General features: G+C 72.1%; 19 protein-coding genes and 1 pseudogene. 8 read left to right on the top strand and 12 right to left on the bottom strand.

All coding sequences use genetic code 11. The annotated features are described in order from the left end of the window. The first annotated feature begins 101 nt into the window (after nt 1–101). The 5 genes from ACWD0A_RS21850 (at nt 102) to cseC (ending at nt 4,534) form a co-directional block, all read left to right on the top strand. Nucleotides 102–1,016 (top strand): A/G-specific adenine glycosylase, encoded by a 915-nt coding sequence (locus ACWD0A_RS21850; RefSeq protein ID WP_451300481.1) that lies wholly within the window; start codon nt 102–104, stop codon nt 1,014–1,016. A gap of 169 nt (nt 1,017–1,185) precedes the next feature. After that, complete coding sequence (locus ACWD0A_RS21855) at nt 1,186–1,758, top strand: SigE family RNA polymerase sigma factor (RefSeq protein ID WP_451300483.1); 573 nt, start codon at nt 1,186–1,188, stop codon at nt 1,756–1,758. Continuing rightward, a complete protein-coding gene (locus ACWD0A_RS21860; RefSeq protein ID WP_451300485.1) occupies nt 1,746–2,411 on the top strand; it encodes a hypothetical protein in 666 nt (221 codons plus the stop codon). Before ACWD0A_RS21855 ends, ACWD0A_RS21860 begins: the two co-directional genes overlap by 13 nt. Before the next feature lie 68 nt (nt 2,412–2,479). Continuing rightward, nucleotides 2,480–3,181, top strand: a complete 702-nt coding sequence (cseB, locus tag ACWD0A_RS21865) for a two-component system response regulator CseB (RefSeq protein ID WP_307714157.1) — start codon at nt 2,480–2,482, stop codon at nt 3,179–3,181. 36 nt (nt 3,182–3,217) lie between these two features. Continuing rightward, nucleotides 3,218–4,534 carry a two-component system sensor histidine kinase CseC gene (gene cseC / locus ACWD0A_RS21870; protein ID WP_451300487.1) on the top strand — a complete coding sequence of 439 codons (1,317 nt, stop codon included), beginning with the start codon at nt 3,218–3,220 and terminating at the stop codon, nt 4,532–4,534. A gap of 169 nt (nt 4,535–4,703) precedes the next feature. Here cseC and ACWD0A_RS21875 read toward each other — a convergent pair whose 3' ends face one another. Then, nucleotides 4,704–5,411, bottom strand: a complete 708-nt coding sequence (locus tag ACWD0A_RS21875) for a M23 family metallopeptidase (RefSeq protein WP_451300489.1) — start codon at nt 5,409–5,411, stop codon at nt 4,704–4,706. A 543-nt stretch (nt 5,412–5,954) separates the two neighbouring features. On the opposite strand from ACWD0A_RS21875, the gene dacB reads away from it, so the two are divergent. Further along, on the top strand, nt 5,955–7,556 hold the full coding sequence (gene dacB / locus ACWD0A_RS21880) for a D-alanyl-D-alanine carboxypeptidase/D-alanyl-D-alanine endopeptidase (RefSeq protein WP_451300491.1): 1,602 nt from the start codon (nt 5,955–5,957) through the stop codon (nt 7,554–7,556). Nucleotides 7,557–7,635: 79 nt separating this feature from the next. On the opposite strand, the gene ACWD0A_RS21885 is transcribed toward dacB, so the two are convergent. Then, nucleotides 7,636–10,161 carry an ATP-dependent Clp protease ATP-binding subunit gene (locus tag ACWD0A_RS21885; RefSeq protein WP_398905995.1) on the bottom strand — a complete coding sequence of 842 codons (2,526 nt, stop codon included), beginning with the start codon at nt 10,159–10,161 and terminating at the stop codon, nt 7,636–7,638. Between the two features lie 431 nt (nt 10,162–10,592). On the opposite strand from ACWD0A_RS21885, the gene ACWD0A_RS21890 reads away from it, so the two are divergent. Then, on the top strand, nt 10,593–11,153 hold the full coding sequence (locus tag ACWD0A_RS21890) for an SCO3374 family protein (RefSeq protein WP_451300493.1): 561 nt from the start codon (nt 10,593–10,595) through the stop codon (nt 11,151–11,153). On the opposite strand, the gene ACWD0A_RS21895 is transcribed toward ACWD0A_RS21890, so the two are convergent. The 10 genes from ACWD0A_RS21895 to ACWD0A_RS21940 all read right to left on the bottom strand — a co-directional run bounded on the left by ACWD0A_RS21895 (nt 11,132) and on the right by ACWD0A_RS21940 (nt 19,079). Further along, nucleotides 11,132–11,467, bottom strand: a complete 336-nt coding sequence (locus ACWD0A_RS21895; RefSeq protein WP_307714162.1) for a histone-like nucleoid-structuring protein Lsr2 — start codon at nt 11,465–11,467, stop codon at nt 11,132–11,134. The genes ACWD0A_RS21890 and ACWD0A_RS21895 overlap by 22 nt on opposite strands. Nucleotides 11,468–11,611: 144 nt before the next feature. Beyond that, the gene (locus ACWD0A_RS21900) at nt 11,612–12,139 is read right to left on the bottom strand and encodes an amino-acid N-acetyltransferase (protein ID WP_307714163.1); all 528 of its coding nucleotides are present in this window, start codon (nt 12,137–12,139) and stop codon (nt 11,612–11,614) included. A 9-nt stretch (nt 12,140–12,148) separates the two neighbouring features. Further along, a complete protein-coding gene (locus tag ACWD0A_RS21905) occupies nt 12,149–12,544 on the bottom strand; it encodes a BlaI/MecI/CopY family transcriptional regulator (RefSeq protein ID WP_451300495.1) in 396 nt (131 codons plus the stop codon). Between the two features lie 101 nt (nt 12,545–12,645). Then, nucleotides 12,646–12,819 carry a hypothetical protein gene (locus tag ACWD0A_RS21910; protein WP_307714165.1) on the bottom strand — a complete coding sequence of 58 codons (174 nt, stop codon included), beginning with the start codon at nt 12,817–12,819 and terminating at the stop codon, nt 12,646–12,648. Nucleotides 12,820–12,833: 14 nt separating this feature from the next. Beyond that, a complete protein-coding gene (locus tag ACWD0A_RS21915) occupies nt 12,834–13,508 on the bottom strand; it encodes a hypothetical protein (RefSeq protein WP_451300617.1) in 675 nt (224 codons plus the stop codon). A gap of 130 nt (nt 13,509–13,638) precedes the next feature. Beyond that, nucleotides 13,639–14,436: a type III pantothenate kinase gene (locus tag ACWD0A_RS21920; protein WP_451300497.1), complete on the bottom strand. Its 798-nt coding sequence runs from the start codon at nt 14,434–14,436 to the stop codon at nt 13,639–13,641. Beyond that, complete coding sequence (gene nadC, locus ACWD0A_RS21925; protein ID WP_451300499.1) at nt 14,436–15,443, bottom strand: carboxylating nicotinate-nucleotide diphosphorylase; 1,008 nt, start codon at nt 15,441–15,443, stop codon at nt 14,436–14,438. The genes ACWD0A_RS21920 and nadC overlap by 1 nt, the downstream gene beginning before the upstream one ends. Beyond that, on the bottom strand, nt 15,440–17,140 hold the full coding sequence (locus ACWD0A_RS21930; protein ID WP_451300501.1) for an L-aspartate oxidase: 1,701 nt from the start codon (nt 17,138–17,140) through the stop codon (nt 15,440–15,442). The genes nadC and ACWD0A_RS21930 overlap by 4 nt, the downstream gene beginning before the upstream one ends. Further along, on the bottom strand, nt 17,137–18,162 hold the full coding sequence (gene panC / locus ACWD0A_RS21935; RefSeq protein ID WP_451300503.1) for a pantoate--beta-alanine ligase: 1,026 nt from the start codon (nt 18,160–18,162) through the stop codon (nt 17,137–17,139). Before panC ends, ACWD0A_RS21930 begins: the two co-directional genes overlap by 4 nt. Beyond that, nucleotides 18,159–19,079: a Rossmann-like and DUF2520 domain-containing protein gene (locus tag ACWD0A_RS21940; RefSeq protein WP_365992560.1), complete on the bottom strand. Its 921-nt coding sequence runs from the start codon at nt 19,077–19,079 to the stop codon at nt 18,159–18,161. Before ACWD0A_RS21940 ends, panC begins: the two co-directional genes overlap by 4 nt. Nucleotides 19,080–19,197: 118 nt before the next feature. Between ACWD0A_RS21940 and ACWD0A_RS21945 the strand changes: the two are divergent. Then, a pseudogene (locus tag ACWD0A_RS21945) lies at nt 19,198–20,429 on the top strand (threonine aldolase family protein). Nucleotides 20,430–20,567: the final 138 nt, after the last annotated feature.

Raw genomic sequence — 20,567 nt, forward strand, 5'->3', positions numbered from 1 at the left:
ACCCGGCCCGCCCTGCCGGCCCTCCGCGGCCGCCGCGCGGGCCCGCCCGGGCGGGTGCATACGTCCGCCGGCCGCCGGGGCATGCCAGGATCGTGCGTGCCATGACTGTCACTCATGATTCCCAGACGCCCGACGCCCTCGACCCCGAAGCCCTCCACGTCCCCGTCATCGCCTGGTTCGACCGGCACGCGCGTGACCTGCCCTGGCGCCGCCCGGAGGCCGGCGCGTGGGGCGTGATGGTCAGCGAGTTCATGCTGCAGCAGACCCCGGTCTCCCGGGTGCTCCCCGTGTACGAGGAGTGGCTGGCTCGCTGGCCGCGCCCCGCCGACCTCGCGGCGGAGGCTCCCGGCGAGGCCGTCCGCGCCTGGGGGCGGCTCGGCTACCCGCGCCGTGCGCTGCGGCTGCACGGCGCCGCACGGGCCATAGCGGAGCGGCACGGCGGCGAGGTGCCGCGCGTCCACGCGCAACTGCTCGCCCTGCCGGGCATCGGCGAGTACACGGCGGCGGCGGTGGCCTCCTTCGCGTACGGCCAGCGGCACGCGGTGCTGGACACCAACGTGCGGCGGGTCTTCGCCCGCGCCGCGACCGGCGTCCAGTACCCGCCGAACGCGACGACCGCGGCCGAACGCCGCCTCGCCCGCGCTCTGCTCCCCGCCGAGGAGAGCACCGCGGCCCGCTGGGCCGCGGCGTCCATGGAGCTCGGCGCGCTGGTGTGCACCGCACGGAACGAGGACTGCGGCCGCTGCCCGATCGCCGCGCGGTGCGCCTGGAGGCTCGCGGGGAAGCCCGCGCACGACGGGCCCGCGCGCCGCGGCCAGACGTACGCCGGCACGGACCGCCAGGTACGCGGCCGGCTGCTGGCGGTCCTGCGCGAGGCCGCGACACCCGTACCGCAGTCGGCGCTGGACGCGGTCTGGGACGAACCGGTGCAGCGGGCCCGGGCACTCGACGGGCTCGTGGCCGACGGGCTCGTCGAGCCTCTGGACGGCGGCCTCTACCGGCTCCCGCTCGGCTGAACCAAAAGCTCTACCCCGTCACCACCGCATCTCAAACATCGGTTGTTACACAACCGATGGACGGCCGTGCGTCGCCCGAGGGCTGCTCCGCACAGCGCCGTGACAACCCGCCCGTAGCTTCTGTCACGCAACGACACACGGGGTTTTCACGGGGACGGAGGCGGTTGGAATGGCGCACGGCGAGGTGCTCGAATTCGAGGAGTACGTACGCACCCGGCAGGAGGCGCTGCTGCGCAGCGCCCGGCGCCTCGTCCCCGACCCCGTCGAGGCCCAGGACCTCCTGCAGACCGCGCTGGTGCGCACGTACGGCCGCTGGGACGGAATCGCGGACAAGTCGCTCGCGGACGCGTACCTTCGCCGCGTGATGATCAATACGCGCACCGAGTGGTGGCGTGCCCGCAAGCTCGAAGAGGTCCCCACCGAGCAGCTCCCGGACGCGAGCGTCGACGACGGCAGCGAGCAGCGCGCGAACCGCGCCCTGCTGATGGACGTCCTCAAGGTGCTGGCCCCCAAGCAGCGCAGCGTGGTCGTGCTGCGGCACTGGGAGCAGATGAGCACCGAGGAGACCGCCGCAGCGCTGGGAATGTCGGCGGGTACGGTGAAGAGCACGCTGCACCGGGCGCTCGCGAAGCTCCGCCAGGAGCTCGAGTCGCGGGACCTGGACGCCCGCGCCCTGGAGCGCGACGAGTCGCGGCGTATCCACCGGCAGGGCGAACGGGAGCGGGAGCGGTGCGCGGCCTGACAGGCAGAGGCAGCGGGACACGGGTGGCGGGCAGCACGGCGACGGCCGGGCTGGTCGCCTTCGCCCTGTTGGCCGCCGGCTGTTCCACCGGAGGCTCGGGGTTGCAGGACGAGGGGGCCGCCCCGTCCGGCCACGCGGCGAAGGCCACGCCCTCCCCGGCGCCGTCCGGGAGCGCCGGACAGTTCTCGAAGGCGGTCGACGCGGTGGAGCTGCTCAAGAACGACCCGAAGGTCAGCGCCCGGGTCAAGGCGGACCTGCGGCCGTGCGCCAAGGACTCGTACCCGGTGGACACCTCGTACGGAGTCCTCACCGGCAGCTCCGCCCCCGATGTCGTGGTGAACGTGATGACCTGTGCCGACGCCGTCGGCATGGGCACCTACGTGTACCGGGAGAACGGCGACTCGTACGAGAACGTCTTCGCCGTCGAAGAGCCCGCGGTGTACTCGGCGATCGACCGGGGCGACCTGGTGGTGACCAAGCAGGTGTACGCCAAGGGCGATCCGGTGGCCGAGCCGTCCGGCGAGGAGGTCACCACCTACCGCTGGTCCGCCGGGAAGTTCATCCAGCAGTTCTGGGTGCGCAACGAGTACAGCCGGTCGGTCGGCGAGGGGGAGGTCGTGGCCACGGACCCGCCCGCCCCGAGCGACAACTGACGACCCCGCGTCCCCCCTGAGACGTGTCCGCAGAGAAACGATCCCGAACGAGAGCTGAGAGCTGACGGATGGCCGAGACCCATGTCCTGTTCGTCGAAGACGACGATGTCATCCGCGAGGCCACCCAGCTCGCGCTGGAGCGCGACGGCTTCACGGTCACGGCCATGCCCGACGGGCTCCAGGGCCTGGAGGCGTTCCGGGCCGACCGGCCGGACATCGCGCTGCTCGACGTGATGGTGCCGGGCCTGGACGGCGTCAGCCTGTGCCGCCGCATCCGCGACGAGTCGACGGTTCCCGTGATCATGCTGTCGGCGCGCGCGGACTCCATCGACGTGGTGCTCGGTCTGGAGGCCGGCGCCGACGACTACGTGACGAAGCCCTTCGACGGCGCGGTCCTCGTGGCCCGCATCCGCGCGGTGCTGCGCCGCTTCGGACATGCCGGCGGCGGCGCGGCCGAGGCGTCCGCCGGGCAGCGGGAGCAGGACGGCGTGCTGGTCTTCGGGGACCTGGAGATCGACACCGAGGGCATGGAGGTCCGCAGGGGCGGCAAGCAGGTCGGGCTGACTCCCACGGAGATGCGGCTGCTGCTGGAGTTCTCGTCGACGCCCGGTACGGTGCTCTCCCGCGACAGGCTGCTGGAGCGGGTCTGGGACTACGGCTGGGGCGGTGACACCCGCGTCGTGGACGTCCATGTGCAGCGGCTGCGGACCAAGATCGGACAGGATCGCATCGAGACGGTCCGCGGCTTCGGTTACAAGCTGAAGGCGTGACGCAGGCCGTATGAGCTCCGGACAGGACCCCGTCGGATGAGACGCCCCTCCCTGCGCACCGGCGTCCGGTGGAAGATCAGCATCGCCATCGCCGGCGTCGGCGCCCTCATCGCCATGGCGCTGAGCCTGGTCGTGCACAACGCGGCGCGCGTCTCCATGCTCCGCAACGCCCGTGACGTGCAGATGGACCGCGTCCTGCTCGCCCAGCGCTGGTACGAGACCTCCAAGAACCGCGACCCGCGCTTCAACAGCAAGATCAACGACTCGGCCCTCCCCGACGAGCTGCAGAAGCTGATGCGCGAGAACCGGCGCGGCAGTTACGTCGACGACAGCGGCGAGACGCCCGAGATCTGGGCCGCCGTGCCGCTGGCGAACGGCGACGTGCTCTCCCTGCGCACCGAGTTCACCGGGCGCAGCGCCACCGTGATGAAGGACCTCGACCGGGCGCTGATCATCGGCTCGGTGTCCGTCGTGCTGTGCGGCTCCGCGCTCGGCGTGCTCATCGGCGGTCAGCTCTCGCGCCGGCTGCGCAAGGCGGCCGCGGCCGCGGGCAATGTGGCGCAGGGCAACACCGACGTACGGGTCAGGGACGCCATCGGCGGGCTCGTGCGCGACGAGACGGACGAGCTGGCCCGCGCCGTGGATGCCCTGACCGACGCCCTGCAGTCCCGCATCGAGGCGGAACGCCGGGTCACGGCCGACATCGCGCACGAGCTACGCACGCCCGTGACGGGTCTGCTGACCGCGGCGGAGCTGCTGCCCCCCGGCCGCCCCACCGAGCTCGTACGGGACCGGGCCCAGGCGATGCGCACGCTGGTGGAGGACGTGCTGGAGGTGGCGCGGCTCGACAGCGCGTCGGAGCGGGCCGAGCTCCAGGAGATCCAGCTCGCGGAGTTCGTCGGCAGGCGGGTGGCCGCGCTGCACCCCGAGGCCGAGATCCGGGTCGTCCACGAGTCCTGGGTGAACACCGACCCGCGGCGCCTGGAGCGCATCCTGGGCAATCTGCTGACCAACGCCGTGAAGTACGGCAAGGGCCCCATCGAGGTGACCGTCGAGGGCCGCGTGGTGCGCATACGGGACCACGGGCCCGGGTTTCCCGAGGCGCTGCTGCGCGAGGGGCCGAGCCGGTTCCGTACGGGCGCGAGCGACCGGGCGGGAACGGGCCACGGCCTGGGCCTGACGATCGCGGTCGGCCAGGCGCGGGTGCTGGGCGCCCGCCTGACCTTCCGCAACGCGGCCCCGGAGGGCTCGACGCCGCTGGGCGCTTCGGGCGGGGCGATCGCGGTGCTCTGGCTGCCGGAACACGCCCCGACGAACACGGGCAGCTTCCCGATGCTCCCCCTGGACGCCTGACGGCTCGGATCGGGCGGGGCGGGGCCAGCGCGGCGGGCCGTCGGGCCGTCGGGCCCCGAACGGCGTCGAGGGCGACCCCGAGGACAGCGTGATGCCGTCCTCGGGGTCGCCCTCGATCCGATCGCCCAGCCGGCCGCGCCAGCCCGGGGCCGAGCCCTTCGGGGTCGCGTCAGATGGTGACGCCGACGGTGCGCAGGAAGGACACCGGGTTGAGCGCCGAGCCGTAGTTCGGGGTCGTACGGATCTCGAAGTGCAGGTGCGGGCCGGACGAGTTTCCGGTGTTGCCGGACTTCGCGATCGTCTGGCCGGCCTTCACGGTCGAGCCGATGGAGACCTTGATCGTCGACAGGTGGGCGTACTGCGAGTACTTGCCGTTGGCGTGCTTGATCACGACGGCGTTGCCGTACGCGGGGCCGTCGCCGCCACCGTTCGGGCCGGCCTTGACGACCGTACCGGCGCCGGCCGCCTTGACCGGGGTGCCGACCGGAACGGCGAAGTCCTGGCCGGAGTGCTTGGCGGACCACATGGCGCCTCCCTGGGCGAAGCTCGCGGTCAGCGTGTACTTGTTGACGGGCTTGACCCACGCGGCCGGCTTCTTGGGGGCCTTCTTGGCCGGGGCCTTCTTCGCGGCCTCGGCCTTGGCCGTCGCGGCCTTCGCCTTCAGCTGCGCGGCGACCTTCGCCTGGGCGTCGGCCTGGGCGGCGACGGCGGACGCGGCGTCCACGACGGCCGGCTTGGCGGCCTTGCCCGCATCGGCGGAGGCGACACCCGCACCGGCTCCGACGACCATCACGGCGCCCATACCGGCGGCCACGACAGCCCCACGGGTACGGAGCACGGACGGGCGGAGACGGTTGATCACGGTGCGCTTCGACATACGGGAGACCTCCGGGCATGAATGGACCCGGCGTGCTCGCCGGGCTGGCTCCACATTGGTAACCCGGCCCCCCAAGACGTCTCAAATGCCTCAACTACGACATCACGTCGTAGGGAAGCCCCTGTGAACGGCATCTCTTGACGCCCTCGGAACGCGCACACAGACAGCCGAAAACAGGTCGATATATGCCTACAGGTCGGGGTTTAGCCGCATGTCGGGGCCCTGTCCGTCCGGTGCGGGCGACATCCAGGGGGTCACTGGCCGACGAAGGGGCGAAAGTCCCGCCCCACAGTGGACCGAACATGCCCGTTCCGGCCGCCACAACGGCACTATTACGTCTAGTAGGTCCGATTCGTCCTGTGCGCCTTGTCACGGCCGGGGCCCGCCCGGAGCCCCCGGATCGTGACCCAGGCCACGGACTCGGGGCCTCCACGGGGTGGTGAAGAGCGCCCGGAATGCGGCATTTCGCGGTGACCGGGGCCACATGACACGGCCCCGAGGCGTCCTTCCGGAGCGGGTGCGCTTGCGGGATCCTCCCGTGGCATGAGCAGACCCGTGAATCCCGTGAACCGCCGCCCCGGTCTCCGCCGCGGCTGGATCTGGACCGCCGTCGCCGGACTCGCCTGCACCCTCACCCTGAGCTCCCCCGCGGGCGCCGGCCCCGCGGACACCGGCCTGGGGAACGCGATCGACACGATCCTCTCCGACGCCCGCCTCGACGGCGGAGCGGTGAGCGTCGTGATCGCCGACGCCACCACCGGGGAGCGCCTCTACCGGCGCGACGCGGCCGACCGCCTGATGCCCGCCTCGAACACCAAGCTCCCCACGTCCGTCGCCGCCATGGCGCTCCTCGGCCCGGACCACCGCTACACCACCGACGTCCTGACCACCGGCACCCGCCTCGGCTCCACCCTGCACGGCGACCTCTACCTGCGCGGCAGCGGCGACCCCACGACGCTCGCGAAGGACTACGACCGCCTCGCCGCCGACCTCGCCGCGAGCGGGATCCGGCGGGTCACCGGACGTCTCGTCGCCGACGACACCCGGTTCGACGACCAGCGCCTCGGCCGCTCCTGGGCGGCCGACGACGAGTCCTCGTACTACTCGGCGCAGATCTCCGCGCTCACCCTCGCACCCGACACCGACTACGACTCCGGCACAGTCGTCGTCGAGGCCAGGCCGGGCGCCCGCCCCGGCGACCCGCCGACGGTGAAACTGACCCCGCCGAACGACTACGTACGCCTCGACGTCCAGGGCACGACCGTGGAGCAGGGCCGTCCCGACACCCTCTCTGTCGAGCGCCGCCACGGCACCAACACGATCACTGTCAGCGGCGACATCCCCCTCGGCGCGAATCCCACCAAGGAGTGGATCACCGTCTGGGAGCCCACCGGCTACGCCGCCGCCTTCTTCGCGGACGCGCTCGCCGCCCACGGCGTACGGATCGCGGGCAGCCCGCGCCTGGGCCGCCCCACCCCGCCCGGCGCCCGCACGCTCGCCTCGCACCGCTCCATGCCGCTGAAGGAGCTGCTGCACCCCTTCATGAAGCTCTCGAACAACATGCACGCCGAGGCCCTGACGAAGACGATCGGCCACCGGACCTCCGGCCACGGCACGTGGGACGCGGGTCTGAAGGCCATCGGCGCCCATCTGGCGAAGGAAGGCGTACGGACCGGAACCCTGCGCCAGGCCGACGGCTCCGGCCTGTCCCGGATGAACCTCTTCCCGGCCGAGGAGCTGGCCACCCTGCTGCTCTCCGTGCGCGACGAGCCCTGGTACGCGGACTGGTACGCGTCCCTGCCCGTGGCCTGCGCCCCGGACCGCCCGGTCGGCGGCACCCTGCGCTCCCGGATGTGCTCCACGCCCGCGGCGCTCAACGCCCGCGCCAAGACGGGCTCGCTCACCGGCGCCTCTGCGCTGTCGGGATACGTCACGGACGCGGGCGGCCGGGAACTCGTCTTCAGCGTCGTCCTGAACGACTACCTGGCGTCCTCGGTCAAGAGCATCGAGGACGCGGTCGTCGTGACGCTGGCGTCCTCGGACACCGCGAAGGGCACGATCAGGACCGCCCGCCCCACCGGCGCCCGCGCGGTGGAACCGGACGCCGCCCTCGAATGCTCCTGGCGCAAGCCCGCGCGCTGCTGAGCATGCGCAGACGAAAGGGCCCGGCCCCGGACCTCAGGTCCGGGGCCGGGCCCTTCACGTCAACCGGCCCGCAGGGCCGTCACGCGTCCTTCGACAGGTTCGGCCCCGTGCCGCCGGCCGCCTGCTCGATCGGCGGGACGTCCGGCAGAGCCGACTTCTCCTCGCCGCGGAAGGTGAACTTCTGCTGCTCGCCCTCGCCCTCGGTGTCCACGACCACGATGTGACCGGGGCGCAGCTCGCCGAAGAGGATCTTCTCCGACAGGATGTCCTCGATCTCGCGCTGGATGGTGCGGCGCAGCGGCCGGGCACCCAGGACCGGGTCGTAGCCCTTCTTGGCGAGGAGCGACTTGGCCGTGGAGCTGAGCTCGATGCCCATGTCCCGGTCCTTCAGACGCTCGTCCACCTTGGCGATCATGAGGTCGACGATCTGGATGATGTCTTCCTCGGTGAGCTGGTGGAAGACGACCGTGTCGTCGACACGGTTGAGGAACTCCGGCCGGAAGTGCTGCTTGAGCTCCTCGTTGACCTTCGCCTTCATCCGCTCGTAGCCGGTCTTGACGTCGCCCTGGGCGGCGAAGCCCAGGTTGAAGCCCTTGGAGATGTCCCGGGTCCCGAGGTTGGTCGTCATGATGATGACCGTGTTCTTGAAGTCCACGACGCGGCCCTGGGAGTCGGTCAGACGACCGTCCTCCAGGATCTGCAGAAGGGAATTGAAGATATCGGGGTGGGCCTTCTCGACCTCGTCGAAGAGGACGACGGAGAACGGCTTCCGGCGCACCTTCTCGGTGAGCTGGCCGCCCTCTTCGTAACCCACGTATCCGGGCGGGGAGCCGAAGAGACGCGAAACCGTGTGCTTCTCGCTGAACTCCGACATGTCGAGGGAGATCAGCGCGTCCTCGTCGCCGAAGAGGAATTCGGCGAGCGTCTTGGAGAGCTCGGTCTTACCGACGCCGGAGGGGCCGGCGAAGATGAACGAACCACCGGGGCGCTTCGGGTCCTTCAGACCGGCGCGGGTACGCCGGATCGCCTGGGACAGCGCCTTGATGGCGTCCTTCTGGCCGATGACGCGCTTGTGGAGCTCGTCCTCCATGCGCAGCAGACGCGAGGACTCCTCCTCGGTCAGCTTGAAGACCGGGATGCCGGTGGCCGTGGCGAGGACCTCGGCGATCAGCTCGCCGTCGACCTCGGCGACGACGTCCATGTCGCCGGCCTTCCACTCCTTCTCCCGCTTGGCCTTCGCCGCCAGCAGCTGCTTCTCCTTGTCGCGGAGAGAGGCCGCCTTCTCGAAGTCCTGGGAGTCGATCGCGGACTCCTTGTCCCGGCGCACGCCGGCGATCTTCTCGTCGAACTCGCGCAGGTCCGGCGGCGCGGTCATCCGGCGGATACGCATCCGGGAACCGGCCTCGTCGATCAGGTCGATCGCCTTGTCCGGCAGGAAGCGGTCCGAGATGTACCGGTCGGCCAGGGTGGCGGCCTGGACCAGCGCCTCGTCGGTGATGGAGACCCGGTGGTGGGCCTCGTAGCGGTCGCGCAGACCCTTGAGGATCTCGATCGTGTGCGGCAGCGACGGCTCCGCGACCTGGATGGGCTGGAAGCGGCGCTCCAGGGCCGCGTCCTTCTCCAGGTGCTTGCGGTACTCGTCGAGCGTGGTGGCGCCGATGGTCTGCAGCTCGCCTCGCGCCAGCATCGGCTTGAGGATGCTCGCGGCGTCGATCGCGCCCTCGGCGGCACCCGCACCCACGAGGGTGTGGAGCTCGTCGATGAACAGGATGATGTCGCCGCGGGTGCGGATCTCCTTGAGGACCTTCTTCAGGCGCTCCTCGAAGTCACCGCGGTAGCGGGAGCCGGCGACCAGCGCACCCAGGTCGAGGGTGTAGAGGTGCTTGTCCTTGAGGGTCTCGGGCACCTCGCCCTTGACGATGGCCTGCGCCAGGCCCTCGACGACCGCCGTCTTGCCGACGCCGGGCTCGCCGATGAGCACGGGGTTGTTCTTGGTACGGCGGGACAGCACCTGCATGACCCGCTCGATCTCCTTCTCGCGCCCGATGACCGGGTCGAGCTTGGACTCACGAGCGGCCTGGGTGAGATTCCGGCCGAACTGGTCGAGGACGAGGGAGGTCGAGGGAGTGCCCTCGGCCGGGCCGCCGGCCGTGGCGGCCTCCTTGCCCTGGTAACCGGAGAGCAGCTGGATGACCTGCTGCCGCACCCGGTTGAGATCGGCGCCCAGCTTCACGAGGACCTGGGCGGCGACGCCCTCGCCCTCGCGGATCAGGCCGAGCAGGATGTGCTCGGTGCCGATGTAGTTGTGGCCCAGCTGAAGAGCCTCCCGGAGCGACAGCTCCAGGACCTTCTTGGCACGGGGCGTGAAGGGGATGTGACCGGACGGGGCCTGCTGGCCCTGGCCGATGATCTCCTCCACCTGCTGGCGGACCGCCTCGAGCGAAATCCCGAGGCTCTCCAGGGCCTTAGCGGCGACACCCTCACCCTCGTGGATAAGGCCCAGGAGGATGTGCTCGGTGCCGATGTAGTTGTGGTTGAGCATCCGGGCTTCTTCCTGAGCCAGGACGACAACCCGCCGCGCGCGGTCGGTGAACCTCTCGAACATCGTTAATCGCTCCTCAGAGCGGTCAGGCAGTAAGGGGTCGGTCCCCTCCCTGTCCTTCCGCAGCTTAGTCCCGCAAGCGGGGACCGCTCATTCCAACTGCCGACACCCGTCTGTGGCCTCCTGACCCCTGAACGCCGACAACTGCTCCAACCCGATGGTGCGAGACGATGTTCCCGCAGGCCAGGCAGTTACCCCCACCAGCAGTACGCCGATGGCGAACGTGAGCCGGCCCGGCGAGCGTGTCGCCCCTCCCCACTAGGAATGTCTTACCCGTTGCCACCGACAGTCCATGCGGCACGCAGCCGTTCCCTCAGCTACGGGCGAACAACCTTGCGCCGGTGCACGCGTCCGGACAGCGCCGATTCGCCCACGTTGTGCGACGAAACGTGCACCTTGCGTAACCCACCAGGGCGGTACGCAGTTCCCCGGACATGGTCCTCGCCGTCCCGCACCCCCGCGCGCCTCTCGAAGGCGGCGCCGCGCATTGGTACCGCAGCGCACTCGGCTGGGCGGTGGCCGACGGCTCACCCCCGGAGCTGGTGACCGGACGGGATTTCGACGTACTGGAGCTGCCCGCGGAGGCCGGGGCCGCCGTGCTGCGGCTGACGGACCGCAGCGGGCCCGTGGCCGTTCAGGGGCGCAGGATGCGGCTATTGGTGGCCGCTGGGAGCGCGGAGGAGCTGCCGGGGCTGCTCGACTGGCTCGAATGGGGCGGGGTCGATCTCGACCTGACCGCCATGGGCGAGGGCGGGCGGATGACCGCCCCGCCGCCGCCCGGACGCGGCGACGTCCGGGGAACCGCCCGCTGGCTGCGCCCTCCGGGGCGCTGGAGCCGGCTGCCGGCTCTCGCCGCATTCGGGGACAGTGGGGATGCCCCCGATCTCGTACGGCTGGTGGACACGGCGGCCACGGAGTGCCACCGCGTCCGACTGCTGCGTGCCGGACGCGCGCGGATGCAGCCGACGGGAACTCAGCCGTTCGCCTTCTCGTAGGCCTCGCGGACCGTCGCCGGGACGCGGCCGCGGTCGTTGACCTCGAAGCCGTTCGCCTTGGCCCAGGCGCGGATCTCGGCGGTGTCCTTGTTGCCGCCGGACGCCGCGCGGCCCTTGCCACGGCCGGTCGCCGCGCGACCGCCGGTGCGCCGGCCGTTCTTCGCGTAGGGCTCGAGGAGGCTCCGGAGCTTGTCCGCATTGGCGGTGGTGAGGTCGATCTCGTAGGTCTTGCCGTCCAGAGCGAACGTCACCGTCTCGTCCGCCTCGCCACCGTCGAGGTCGTCGACAAGAAGGACCTGAACCTTCTGTGCCACCGGATTTCCTTTCATCGAAAATGCAGTACGCGGAAAGGAAACCGCTTTTCCCTGGAAAACACAAACCCTCGGCAGAGGTTCAGAACCGCGAGAACACGGGAAACGTGCGCGATTCGGACATAGAGATCCGGGCTCTTGCGGCGATCACAGGTGCAGAAGCATCCGGCTGTTGCCCAAGGTGTTCGGCTTCACTCGTTCGAGCCCCAGGAACTCGGCGACACCCTCGTCATAGGAGCGCAGCAGCTCGGCGTAGACATCCGTGTCCACCGGAGTCTGTGTCTCGCCGATCTCGACGAAGCCGTGCTTGGAGAAGAAGTCCACTTCGAAGGTGAGGCAGAAAACCCGGCGCACTCCCAGCCAGCGGGCGGTCTGCAACAGCTTGCCCAGCACCTGGTGACCGATGCCGTGCCCCTGGAAGGCCGGGTCCACGGCGAGTGTGCGCACTTCGGCGAGGTCTTCCCACATCACATGGAGGGCGCCGCAGCCGACAACCCTCGCGTCCGCGTCGCGTTCCGCGACCCAGAACTCCTGGATGGCTTCGTAAAGGGTGACCGTCGCTTTGTCGAGCAGGATGCCTTCGCTCACGTACGGATCCACGAGACGGCGGACGTCCGGCACATCGCTGGTCCGGGCCCGCCGGACGGTGATGGCATTTGCTGCGGCATAAGGCATGGCCCGACGCTATCGCCCCGCGGCGCCGGTGCCGTCGGCGGCCTCGCCGCCCTGAACGATGTGCATGGCGGCTTGCAGCTGCTCGCGCTGCTCGGGCGACATCATCCCGAAGAAGGCGACGAGTGCGGCGGCCGGGTTGTCGCTCTGGGACCAGGCTTCGTTCATCAGTGCGGCCGAGTAGGCGGCCCGGGTCGAGACGGCCGTATATCGATAGGCGCGGCCCTCGACTTCCCTGCGCACCCAGCCCTTCTGATGGAGATTGTCCATTACCGTCATGACGGTGGTGTAGGCGATGGACCGTTCCTGCTGGAGGTCTTCCAGGACTTCCCTGACCGTGACCGGCCGGTTCCATTGCCAGACCCGAGTCATGACGGCGTCTTCGAGCTCTCCCAATTGACGGGGCACATTGCCACCATAGTGGGAGATCCTGGAGTCATCGCCTATTGATGGAGCAAAAAGGACGTACGGCCGCAAATCTGCCGTACGTCCTCGTTGTGCTGCTCGGGTCAGGCGTCGGGCCCCGCCTGCTTCGCCGACTCGGCGCGGGCGAGCGCGGCGTCCACCGCCGCGTCCTCCTTGGCCTTGTTCGAACCGCCCTGGCTCTTGACGATCGTCACGACCAGACCGATGAAGAAGGCGGCCATCACCACCGGGGGCACGAGCGCGGAAACGTAGTCCATGCCCTCCAGAGTAGCTATCCGGCGGCGCGCTGCTCCGGCGGGGGCACCGGCTTGCGGCGTGGCGGGAAGACCTCCGAGGGCTTCGGCACCGGCCGCTCGTCCGGGGCGGGCGGCGTGGGCTTCGGCTGCTGAGGCTGCTGCGGCTGCTGCGGCTGCTGCGGCTGCGGCTTGCTCTTCGGGTTCTCGGCGGCACGTCCGCCGGGCAGCGCCGTGAGCCGGGCACGACGGGCGCCCGCCGGCGCCGGCACGTGCACGGCCGACGCGGGGACGCCCGGCACGGGGACGCCCGGCACGGGGACGCCCGGCACGGGGACGGCCTGCCGGGCGAGCCGGGCCTGCACGGACTGCTCGGCGAGCGCCAGGCAGCGCCGGAGCACGGCGGCGGCCACCGGATGGCCGCGCAGTGCGCGCAGGGCGGCGAGATCGTCGGTCAGGGGCTCGTGGCCGGCGGCCAGCGCTTCCTGGAGGAGCTCCAGATAGCCGGTGGCGGAGCCGGGCAGGGCAGCGCGGTAGCGGGCGAGATCGGCGACGAGGAAGTCCCGCTGCCGGCCCGCCTCGCGCACGGCCTCGTCGACGGAATCGGCCAGTCGCAGGCAGTCCCTGACGTCCTCGTCGGCGAGCGGAGCGGGATGGAGGGCGGCGGCGAGGGCGCGTCGGAGCACTCGCAGCTCGTCAGCGCCGAACGCCATGCCGCCGTGGGATCCGTATGGCGTGGGCATGGCCCGACCATACGAGCCGACGGCACAAATTCCGTTTAATGGTACGAAAGCGGGCGTTGCGCCCAAGGTGGTGCCGGTTCCCGGCCACCGCCCCGGGCCGTCACAGGCGCGAGACGTTCCGCTCGTAGACCAGGCGCAGACCGATCAGCGTCAGCCACGGCTCGTGCTCGTCGATCGCCGACGACTCGCCCAGCACCATCGGCGCCAGACCGCCCGTCGCGATCACCGTCACCTCGTCCGGGTCCTCCGCCAGCTCCCGCTTCATCCGGTGGACCACCCCGTCCACCTGGCCGGCGAAGCCGTAGACGATGCCCGCCTGCATCGCCTCGACCGTGTTCTTGCCGATCACGCTCCTGGGGCGGACGACCTCGATCTTGCGCAGCTGCGCGCCCTTGACGCCGAGCGCGTCGACGGAGATCTCGATGCCGGGGGCGATCACGCCGCCGACGTACTCGCCCCGCACGCTCACCGCGTCGAACGTCGTCGCCGTGCCGAAGTCCACCACGATCGCGGGCCCCCCGTAGAGGTCGACCGCCGCGGCCGCGTTGATGATCCGGTCCGCGCCGACCTCCTTGGGATTGTCCGTCAGGACCGGGACGCCGGTCTTGATGCCGGGCTCCACGAGGACCGCCGGGACGTCGCCGTAGTAACGGCGGGTGACCTCGCGCAGCTCGTGCAGAACCGAGGGGACGGTGGAGCAGATGGCGATGCCCTCGATCCCGTCGCCCAGCTCCTCGCCCAGCAGCGGGTGCATGCTCATCAGACCCTGCAGCAGGACGGCGAGCTCGTCCGCCGTGCGGCGCGAGTCGGTGGAGATGCGCCAGTGCTCGACGATCTCCTCGCCGTCGAAGAGGCCCAGCACGGTGTGGGTGTTGCCGACGTCGATGGTGAGCAGCATCAGGCGTCGACCTCGCGGAGGTCGAGACCGATGTCGAGGATCGGCGACGAGTGCGTCAGCGCGCCCACCGCGAGGTAGTCGACGCCCGTCTCGGCGTACGCGCGGGCGTTGGCCAGGGTGAGCCGGCCGGAGGACTCGAGGATCGCGCGGCCGGCCACGAGCGTGACAGCCTCCTCGGTCTCGGCCGGGGTGAAGTTGTCCAGCAGGATCAGGTCGGCGCCTGCGTCGATGACCTCGCGGACCTGGTGCAGCGTGTCGACCTCGACCTCGATCGGGAGGTCCGGGAAACGGTCCCGCACGGCCTTGAACGCCGCGGCGACCCCGCCCGCCGCCACCACGTGGTTGTCCTTGACCAGCGCCGCGTCGGACAGCGACATCCGGTGGTTGACGCCGCCGCCGCAGCGCACCGCGTACTTCTCCAGGGCGCGCAGGCCGGGCGTCGTCTTGCGGGTGTCGCGCACCTTGGCCTTCGTGCCTTCGAGGGCGTCGGCCCAGGCGCGCGTCGCGGTCGCGATGCCGGAGAGGCGGCACAGGATGTTCAGTGCGCTGCGCTCGCCGGTGAGCAGGTCGCGCGTGCCCGCGGTGACGGAGAGCAGCTTCTGGCCCGCCTCGACGCGGTCGCCGTCCTCGACGTGCCGCTCGACCTCGAAGTCGGAGGTGCACACGATCGACAGGACGGCTTCGGCGACCCGCAGGCCCGCGACCGTGCCGGCCTCGCGGGCCGTGAAGTCGCCGGTGGCCACGGCGTCCTGCGGGACGGTCGCCGCGCTGGTGACGTCCACGCCGCCGTCGAGGTCCTCCTCGATGGCGAGGTGGGCGATGTCCTCGACCTGCACGGGGTCCAGGCCGGCCGCGGCCAGCAGCTCGGCGAGCGCGGGGTCGAGGCCGCTCTCGTACGTCTCGTCGGCACAGCCGCAGCCGTCGCCGCAACCCGTGCCGGCGGCGGGGGCGCCGATCTGGATCAGCGGTACGTCCACGGGCTCCGGACGTTCTTCGGGCGTGGTCACGGTTGCGGCTCCCTGGGGGCGATGGGCGTTACGGGCGGAAAGGCTTCACTGGCGGTACGCCGTGGGACGAGGCCGCGGTCTGGCGTGAGGCGCACCGTGATGTGACGGCGCCAGCCGGCGTCGTCGCGGTCGGGCTGGTCCTCACGCCAGTGGCACCCGCGGGTCTCGGCGCGCTCGCGGGCCGCGGCGACGAGGACCCGGGAGACGAGGAGCAGGTTGGTGGCCTCCCAGGACTCGACGCCGGGCTCGGCCGCCTTGGGTCCGTCGGCGTCGTGGGCCGCGTTCAGCGACAGCGCCTCCAGGGCGTCGGCCGCGTCGTCGAGGCTGGCCGCCGTCCTGATCACGCCGGCGCCGTGGGTCATGATCCGCTGGACCTCGTGGCGCTCCTCGGGGGCGAGCAGCGGGACGGTGTCGCCGGCCGCCTCCTGGGGCGCACCGGCGCGGGCGTCCGCGCGGGACGCGATGTCGGCCGCGATCCGCTCGGCGAAGACCAGGCCCTCCAGGAGGGAGTTGGACGCGAGCCGGTTGGCGCCGTGGACGCCCGTGCAGGCCACCTCGCCGCACGCGTACAGGCCCGGGACGGTGGTCCGGCCGTGCAGGTCGGTGCGCACGCCGCCGGAGGCGTAGTGGGCCGCCGGGGCGACCGGGATCGGCTCGGTCACCGGGTCGATGCCGTGGGCGCGGCAGGCGGCCAGGATCGTGGGGAACCGGTTCTCCCACATCTCCGCGCCGAAGTGGCGGGCGTCCAGGTACATGTGCTCGGTGCCCTGCTCCTGCATCCGGCGCATGATGCCCTTCGCCACGATGTCGCGCGGGGCGAGCTCGGCCAGCTCGTGCTGCCCGGCCATGAAGCGGATCCCGTCCGCGTCCACGAGGTACGCGCCCTCGCCCCGGACCGCCTCGGACACCAGCGGCTGCTGGCCCTCGCTGTCCCGGCCGAGGAACAGCACGGTGGGGTGGAACTGCACGAACTCCAGGTCCGAGACCTCGGCTCCGGCGCGCAGCGCGAGCGCCACGCCGTCGCCGGTCGAGACGGCGGGGTTGGTCGTCGCCGAGAAGACCTGGCCCATGCCGCCGGTGGCGAGCACGACCGTGGGGGCGTGCACGGCGCCCACGCCGTCGTGCTGGCCCTCGCCCATGACGTGCAGCGTGATGCCGGCCGTGCGGCCCTCGGCGTCGGTGAGCAGATCGAGGACCAGGGCGTTCTCGATGGCGCGCAGGCCCTGGTCGCGGACCGCGTCGACCAGGGCGCGGGAGATCTCGGCGCCGGTCGCGTCGCCGCCCGCGTGCGCGATGCGCCGGCGGTGGTGGCCGCCCTCGCGGGTGAGCTCGATCTCGCCGGACGCCGGGTCGGTGTCGAAACGCGCGCCGGTGGCGATCAGCCGCCGTACGGCGTCGGGGCCCTCGGTGACCAGGGTGCGTACCGCCTCCTCGTCGCACAGACCCGCGCCCGCGACGAGGGTGTCGTCGAGATGCTGCTCGGGTGTGTCGCCGTCGCCGAGCGCCGCCGCGATGCCGCCCTGCGCCCAGCGGGTGGAGCCGTCGTCGAGGCGGGCCTTGGTGACCACCACGGTGCTCAGACCGGACGCGGCGCACCGCAGGGCTGCGGTGAGGCCGGCGACTCCGGAGCCGACCACGACGACGTCGGCCTCGATGGCCCAGCCGGGAGCGGGGGCGGTCAGCCGTATTCCGGTCACTGCTGGGCTCCGAACGTCAGCGGAATGTTGTCGATCAGGCGGGTCGTGCCGACCTTGGCCGCGACGGCGAGGATCGCCTCACCGGTGTGGTCGTCGGGGACCTCGGTGAAGGTGACGGGATCGACGAGTGCCAGGTAGTCGAGCACCAGCGGCGGGTCGGCCTGGGCGGCCTCGTCCAGCACGGTGCGGGCGGCGGCCCGCACGGCGTCCGCGCCGCCCGGCGGGGCGGCCTGCGCGACCGCGTGGGCGTCGGCGGCGGCCCGGGCCTCGCCCATCGCGGACAGGGCGGCGGCGCGGGCCGGGGCGGCGGGGACCGCCTCGGCCCGCGCGTGCAGCGCCTGCTGCGCGGCGAGGCGGTCACGGGCGGCGAACAGCGCGTGGGACAGGGCGAGCGCGGTCCGACGCTCGGCGGGCGAGAGGTAGGCGTTGCGGCTGGAGCGGGCGAGGCCGCTGTCCTCGCGGACGGTGGGCACGCCCACGATCTCCACGGGGAAGTTCAGGTCGCGGACCATGCGGCGGATCAGGGCGAGCTGCTGGGCGTCCTTCTGGCCGAACAGCGCGACGTCCGGTGAGGTGAGGTGCAGCAGCTTGGCGACGACGGTGAGCATGCCGTCGAAGTGGCCGGGGCGTGTCCTGCCCTCCAGCACGCCGCCCATGGGGCCCGCGGTGATGCGCACCTGCGGCTCGCCGCCCGGGTAGACCTCCTCGACGGACGGGGCGAACACCACGTCGGCGCCCGCCTCCTGGGCCACCGCCAGGTCCGCGTCCAGCGTGCGCGGGTAGCGGTCGAGGTCCTCGCCCGCGCCGAACTGCAGCGGGTTGACGAAGACGGTGACGATGACGAAGCCCTTGTCGCCGACGTGCTCACGGGCGGCCCGGATGAGCCCGGCGTGGCCCTCGTGGAGGGCGCCCATGGTCATCACGACGGCGGTGCGGCCGGGGACGGCGTAGTGCCCGACGACGTACCCGAGGTCCTCCCGCGTCGGCACCAGCTCGACGTCTCGCCTGGTCTTACGGCTCATCGCAGGTCCCCCTCCGCGAGGACGCCCAACAGGTCTTCGGCGAGCTCCGGCTTGAGCATGCCGTGTGCGAGGGCCCGGTCCGCGGTCGTACGGGCCATGGCCAGATATCCGGCGACGGCGCCGGGGGCGTGCTTGCGCAGCTCGGCGACGTGCGCCGCGACGGTGCCCGCGTCGCCGCGGGCGACGGGGCCGGTCAGGGCGGCGTCCCCCGAACGCAGCGCGTTGTCCAGGGCCGCGCCGAGGAGCGGGCCGAGCATACGGTCGGGGGCCGCGACCCCCGCCGCGCGCAGCAGCTCCATGGACTGGGCGACCAGGGTGACGAGGTGGTTCGCGCCGAGCGCGAGGGCCGCGTGGTACAGCGGGCGGGCCGCCTCCTCGATCCACTCGGGCTCGCCGCCCATCTCGATGACCAGCGCCTCGGCCGCGAGCCGCAGCTCCTCGGGCGCGGTCACGCCGAACGAGCAGCCCGCGAGCCGCTGCACGTCCACGGCCGTACCCGTGAACGTCATCGCCGGGTGCAGCGCGAGCGGCAGCGCCCCGGCGCGGGTCGCCGGGTCGAGCACCTTGGCGCCGAACCTGCCCGAGGTGTGCACGAGCAGCTGACCCGGCCGCACGGCGCCGGCGCCGGCCAGGCCGTCGACGAGGCCGGGCAGCGCGTCGTCGGGGACCGTGAGCAGCACGAGCTCGGCACGGGCGAGCACCTCGGCGGGCGGCACGAGGGGCACGTCCGGCAGCAGCTCGGCGGCCCGGCGCACGGAGGCGTCCGAGACGCCCGATACGGCCACCGGCCGGTGCCCTGCCAGCTGGAGCGAGGCGGCGAGGGCGGGGCCGACACGGCCCGCCCCGACCACGCCCACGGTCAGCCGGGCGGGGCGGTCCCGCGGGTCGAGCGGTTCCTGTGGTGGTGTGGCGTTCACGCGGCGGTGCCTTCCGTTCCAGTCCGCGGGGGGTACCGGACGATTTCTCGTCACGATGCTACGCCAGCGTTTCCGCCGCCCCCGCAGTTGTCCACAGGCTGTGGGCGATGATCGGACCGTGACGGATACGAGCGAGCACGGCGAGCGGCGGCGCAGACTGGCCGCGTGGCGCACGTCGGAGCGCGTGCTGTGGCGGACGTCCGCCGAACTGCGCGTGGGGGACGGCCTTGCGGCGCTCGCCTCGGGCGCCGCCGACGTCTACGACCCCGACGAGCCGGTCGACATGTACGGCGACGGGGTCGTGGCGGAGCTGGAGCGGCGCACGGCCGCCCTGCTGGGCCTTCCGGCGGCGGTGTACTTCCCGACCGGGACGATGGCGCAGCAGGTGGCCCTGCGCTGCTGGGCCGGCCGCACCGGCAACCACGCGGTGGCGCCGCATCCGCAGGCGCATCCCGAGGTGCACGAGCGCTCGGCGCTCTCGGTGGTCAGCGGCCTGCGCACGATCCATCCGACGAACCGGCCGCGGCTGCCGACGGCCGACGAAGTGGCCGAGTGCGACGAGCCCTTCGGCACGCTGATGCTCGAACTGCCGCTGCGGGACGCGGGTTTCGTCCTGCCGTCGTGGGACGACCTGGTCGCCGTCGTGGAGGCGGCGCGCGCACGTGATGCGGTGGTGCACTTCGACGGCGCGCGTCTGTGGGAATGCGCCCTCACTTCGGCCGCCCGCTGGACGAGATCGCGGCGCTCGCGGACAGCGTGTACGTCTCCTTCTACAAGTCCCCCGGCGGCATGGCGGGTGCCGTGCTCGCGGGGCCCGAGTCGCTCGCGGACGAGGCACGCGCCTGGCGCCACCGGTACGGCGGCCAGGTGTTCCAGCAGTACCCGGCGGTGCTGTCGGCCCTCATCGGCCTGGAGCGCGAGCTGCCGCGCCTGCCGTCGTACGTCGCCCACGCGAAGGTGGTCGCGACGGCGCTGACGGGTGCGCTCCGCGAGGCGGGCGTCCCCTGGTCGCGCGTCCATCCGCCGGTCCCGCACACGCACCAGTTCCAGGTGTGGCTGCCGTACGAGACGGACGCGCTGAACGAGGCGGCGCCGGCGCAGTCGGAGGAGACGGGGGTGACGCTCTTCCGCCGCTGGTTCGCGGAGGGCTGTCCGCCCGGGGTCTCGATGACGGAGATGACCGTGTCGTCGGAGGGTCTGGAGTGGACGGCCGGGGACGTGGCGGAAGCGGTGGGCGAGTTCGTGCGCCGGCTGGGTGACGGCCGGCCGGGGTCCGCCCACCCGCGGCCGGGGTGGGGAGGGGGCGGACGTCAGCGGCAGGCCGGCGGGGGGGGCACAGCGGGCGGGTGACCGCCCGGCGGACGCGGCCCTCGGCCGGACGGCAGGCGGCCACGCGACGGAAGCGGCGGTACGCGTCCGATCTCGCGGATCACCTGCCAGTCGTGCCGGCGCGGCTGGTGCGGGACCTTGATCACCCCGCACGGCGGC

It is taken from the genome of Streptomyces sp. NPDC002867 (assembly GCF_053591895.1).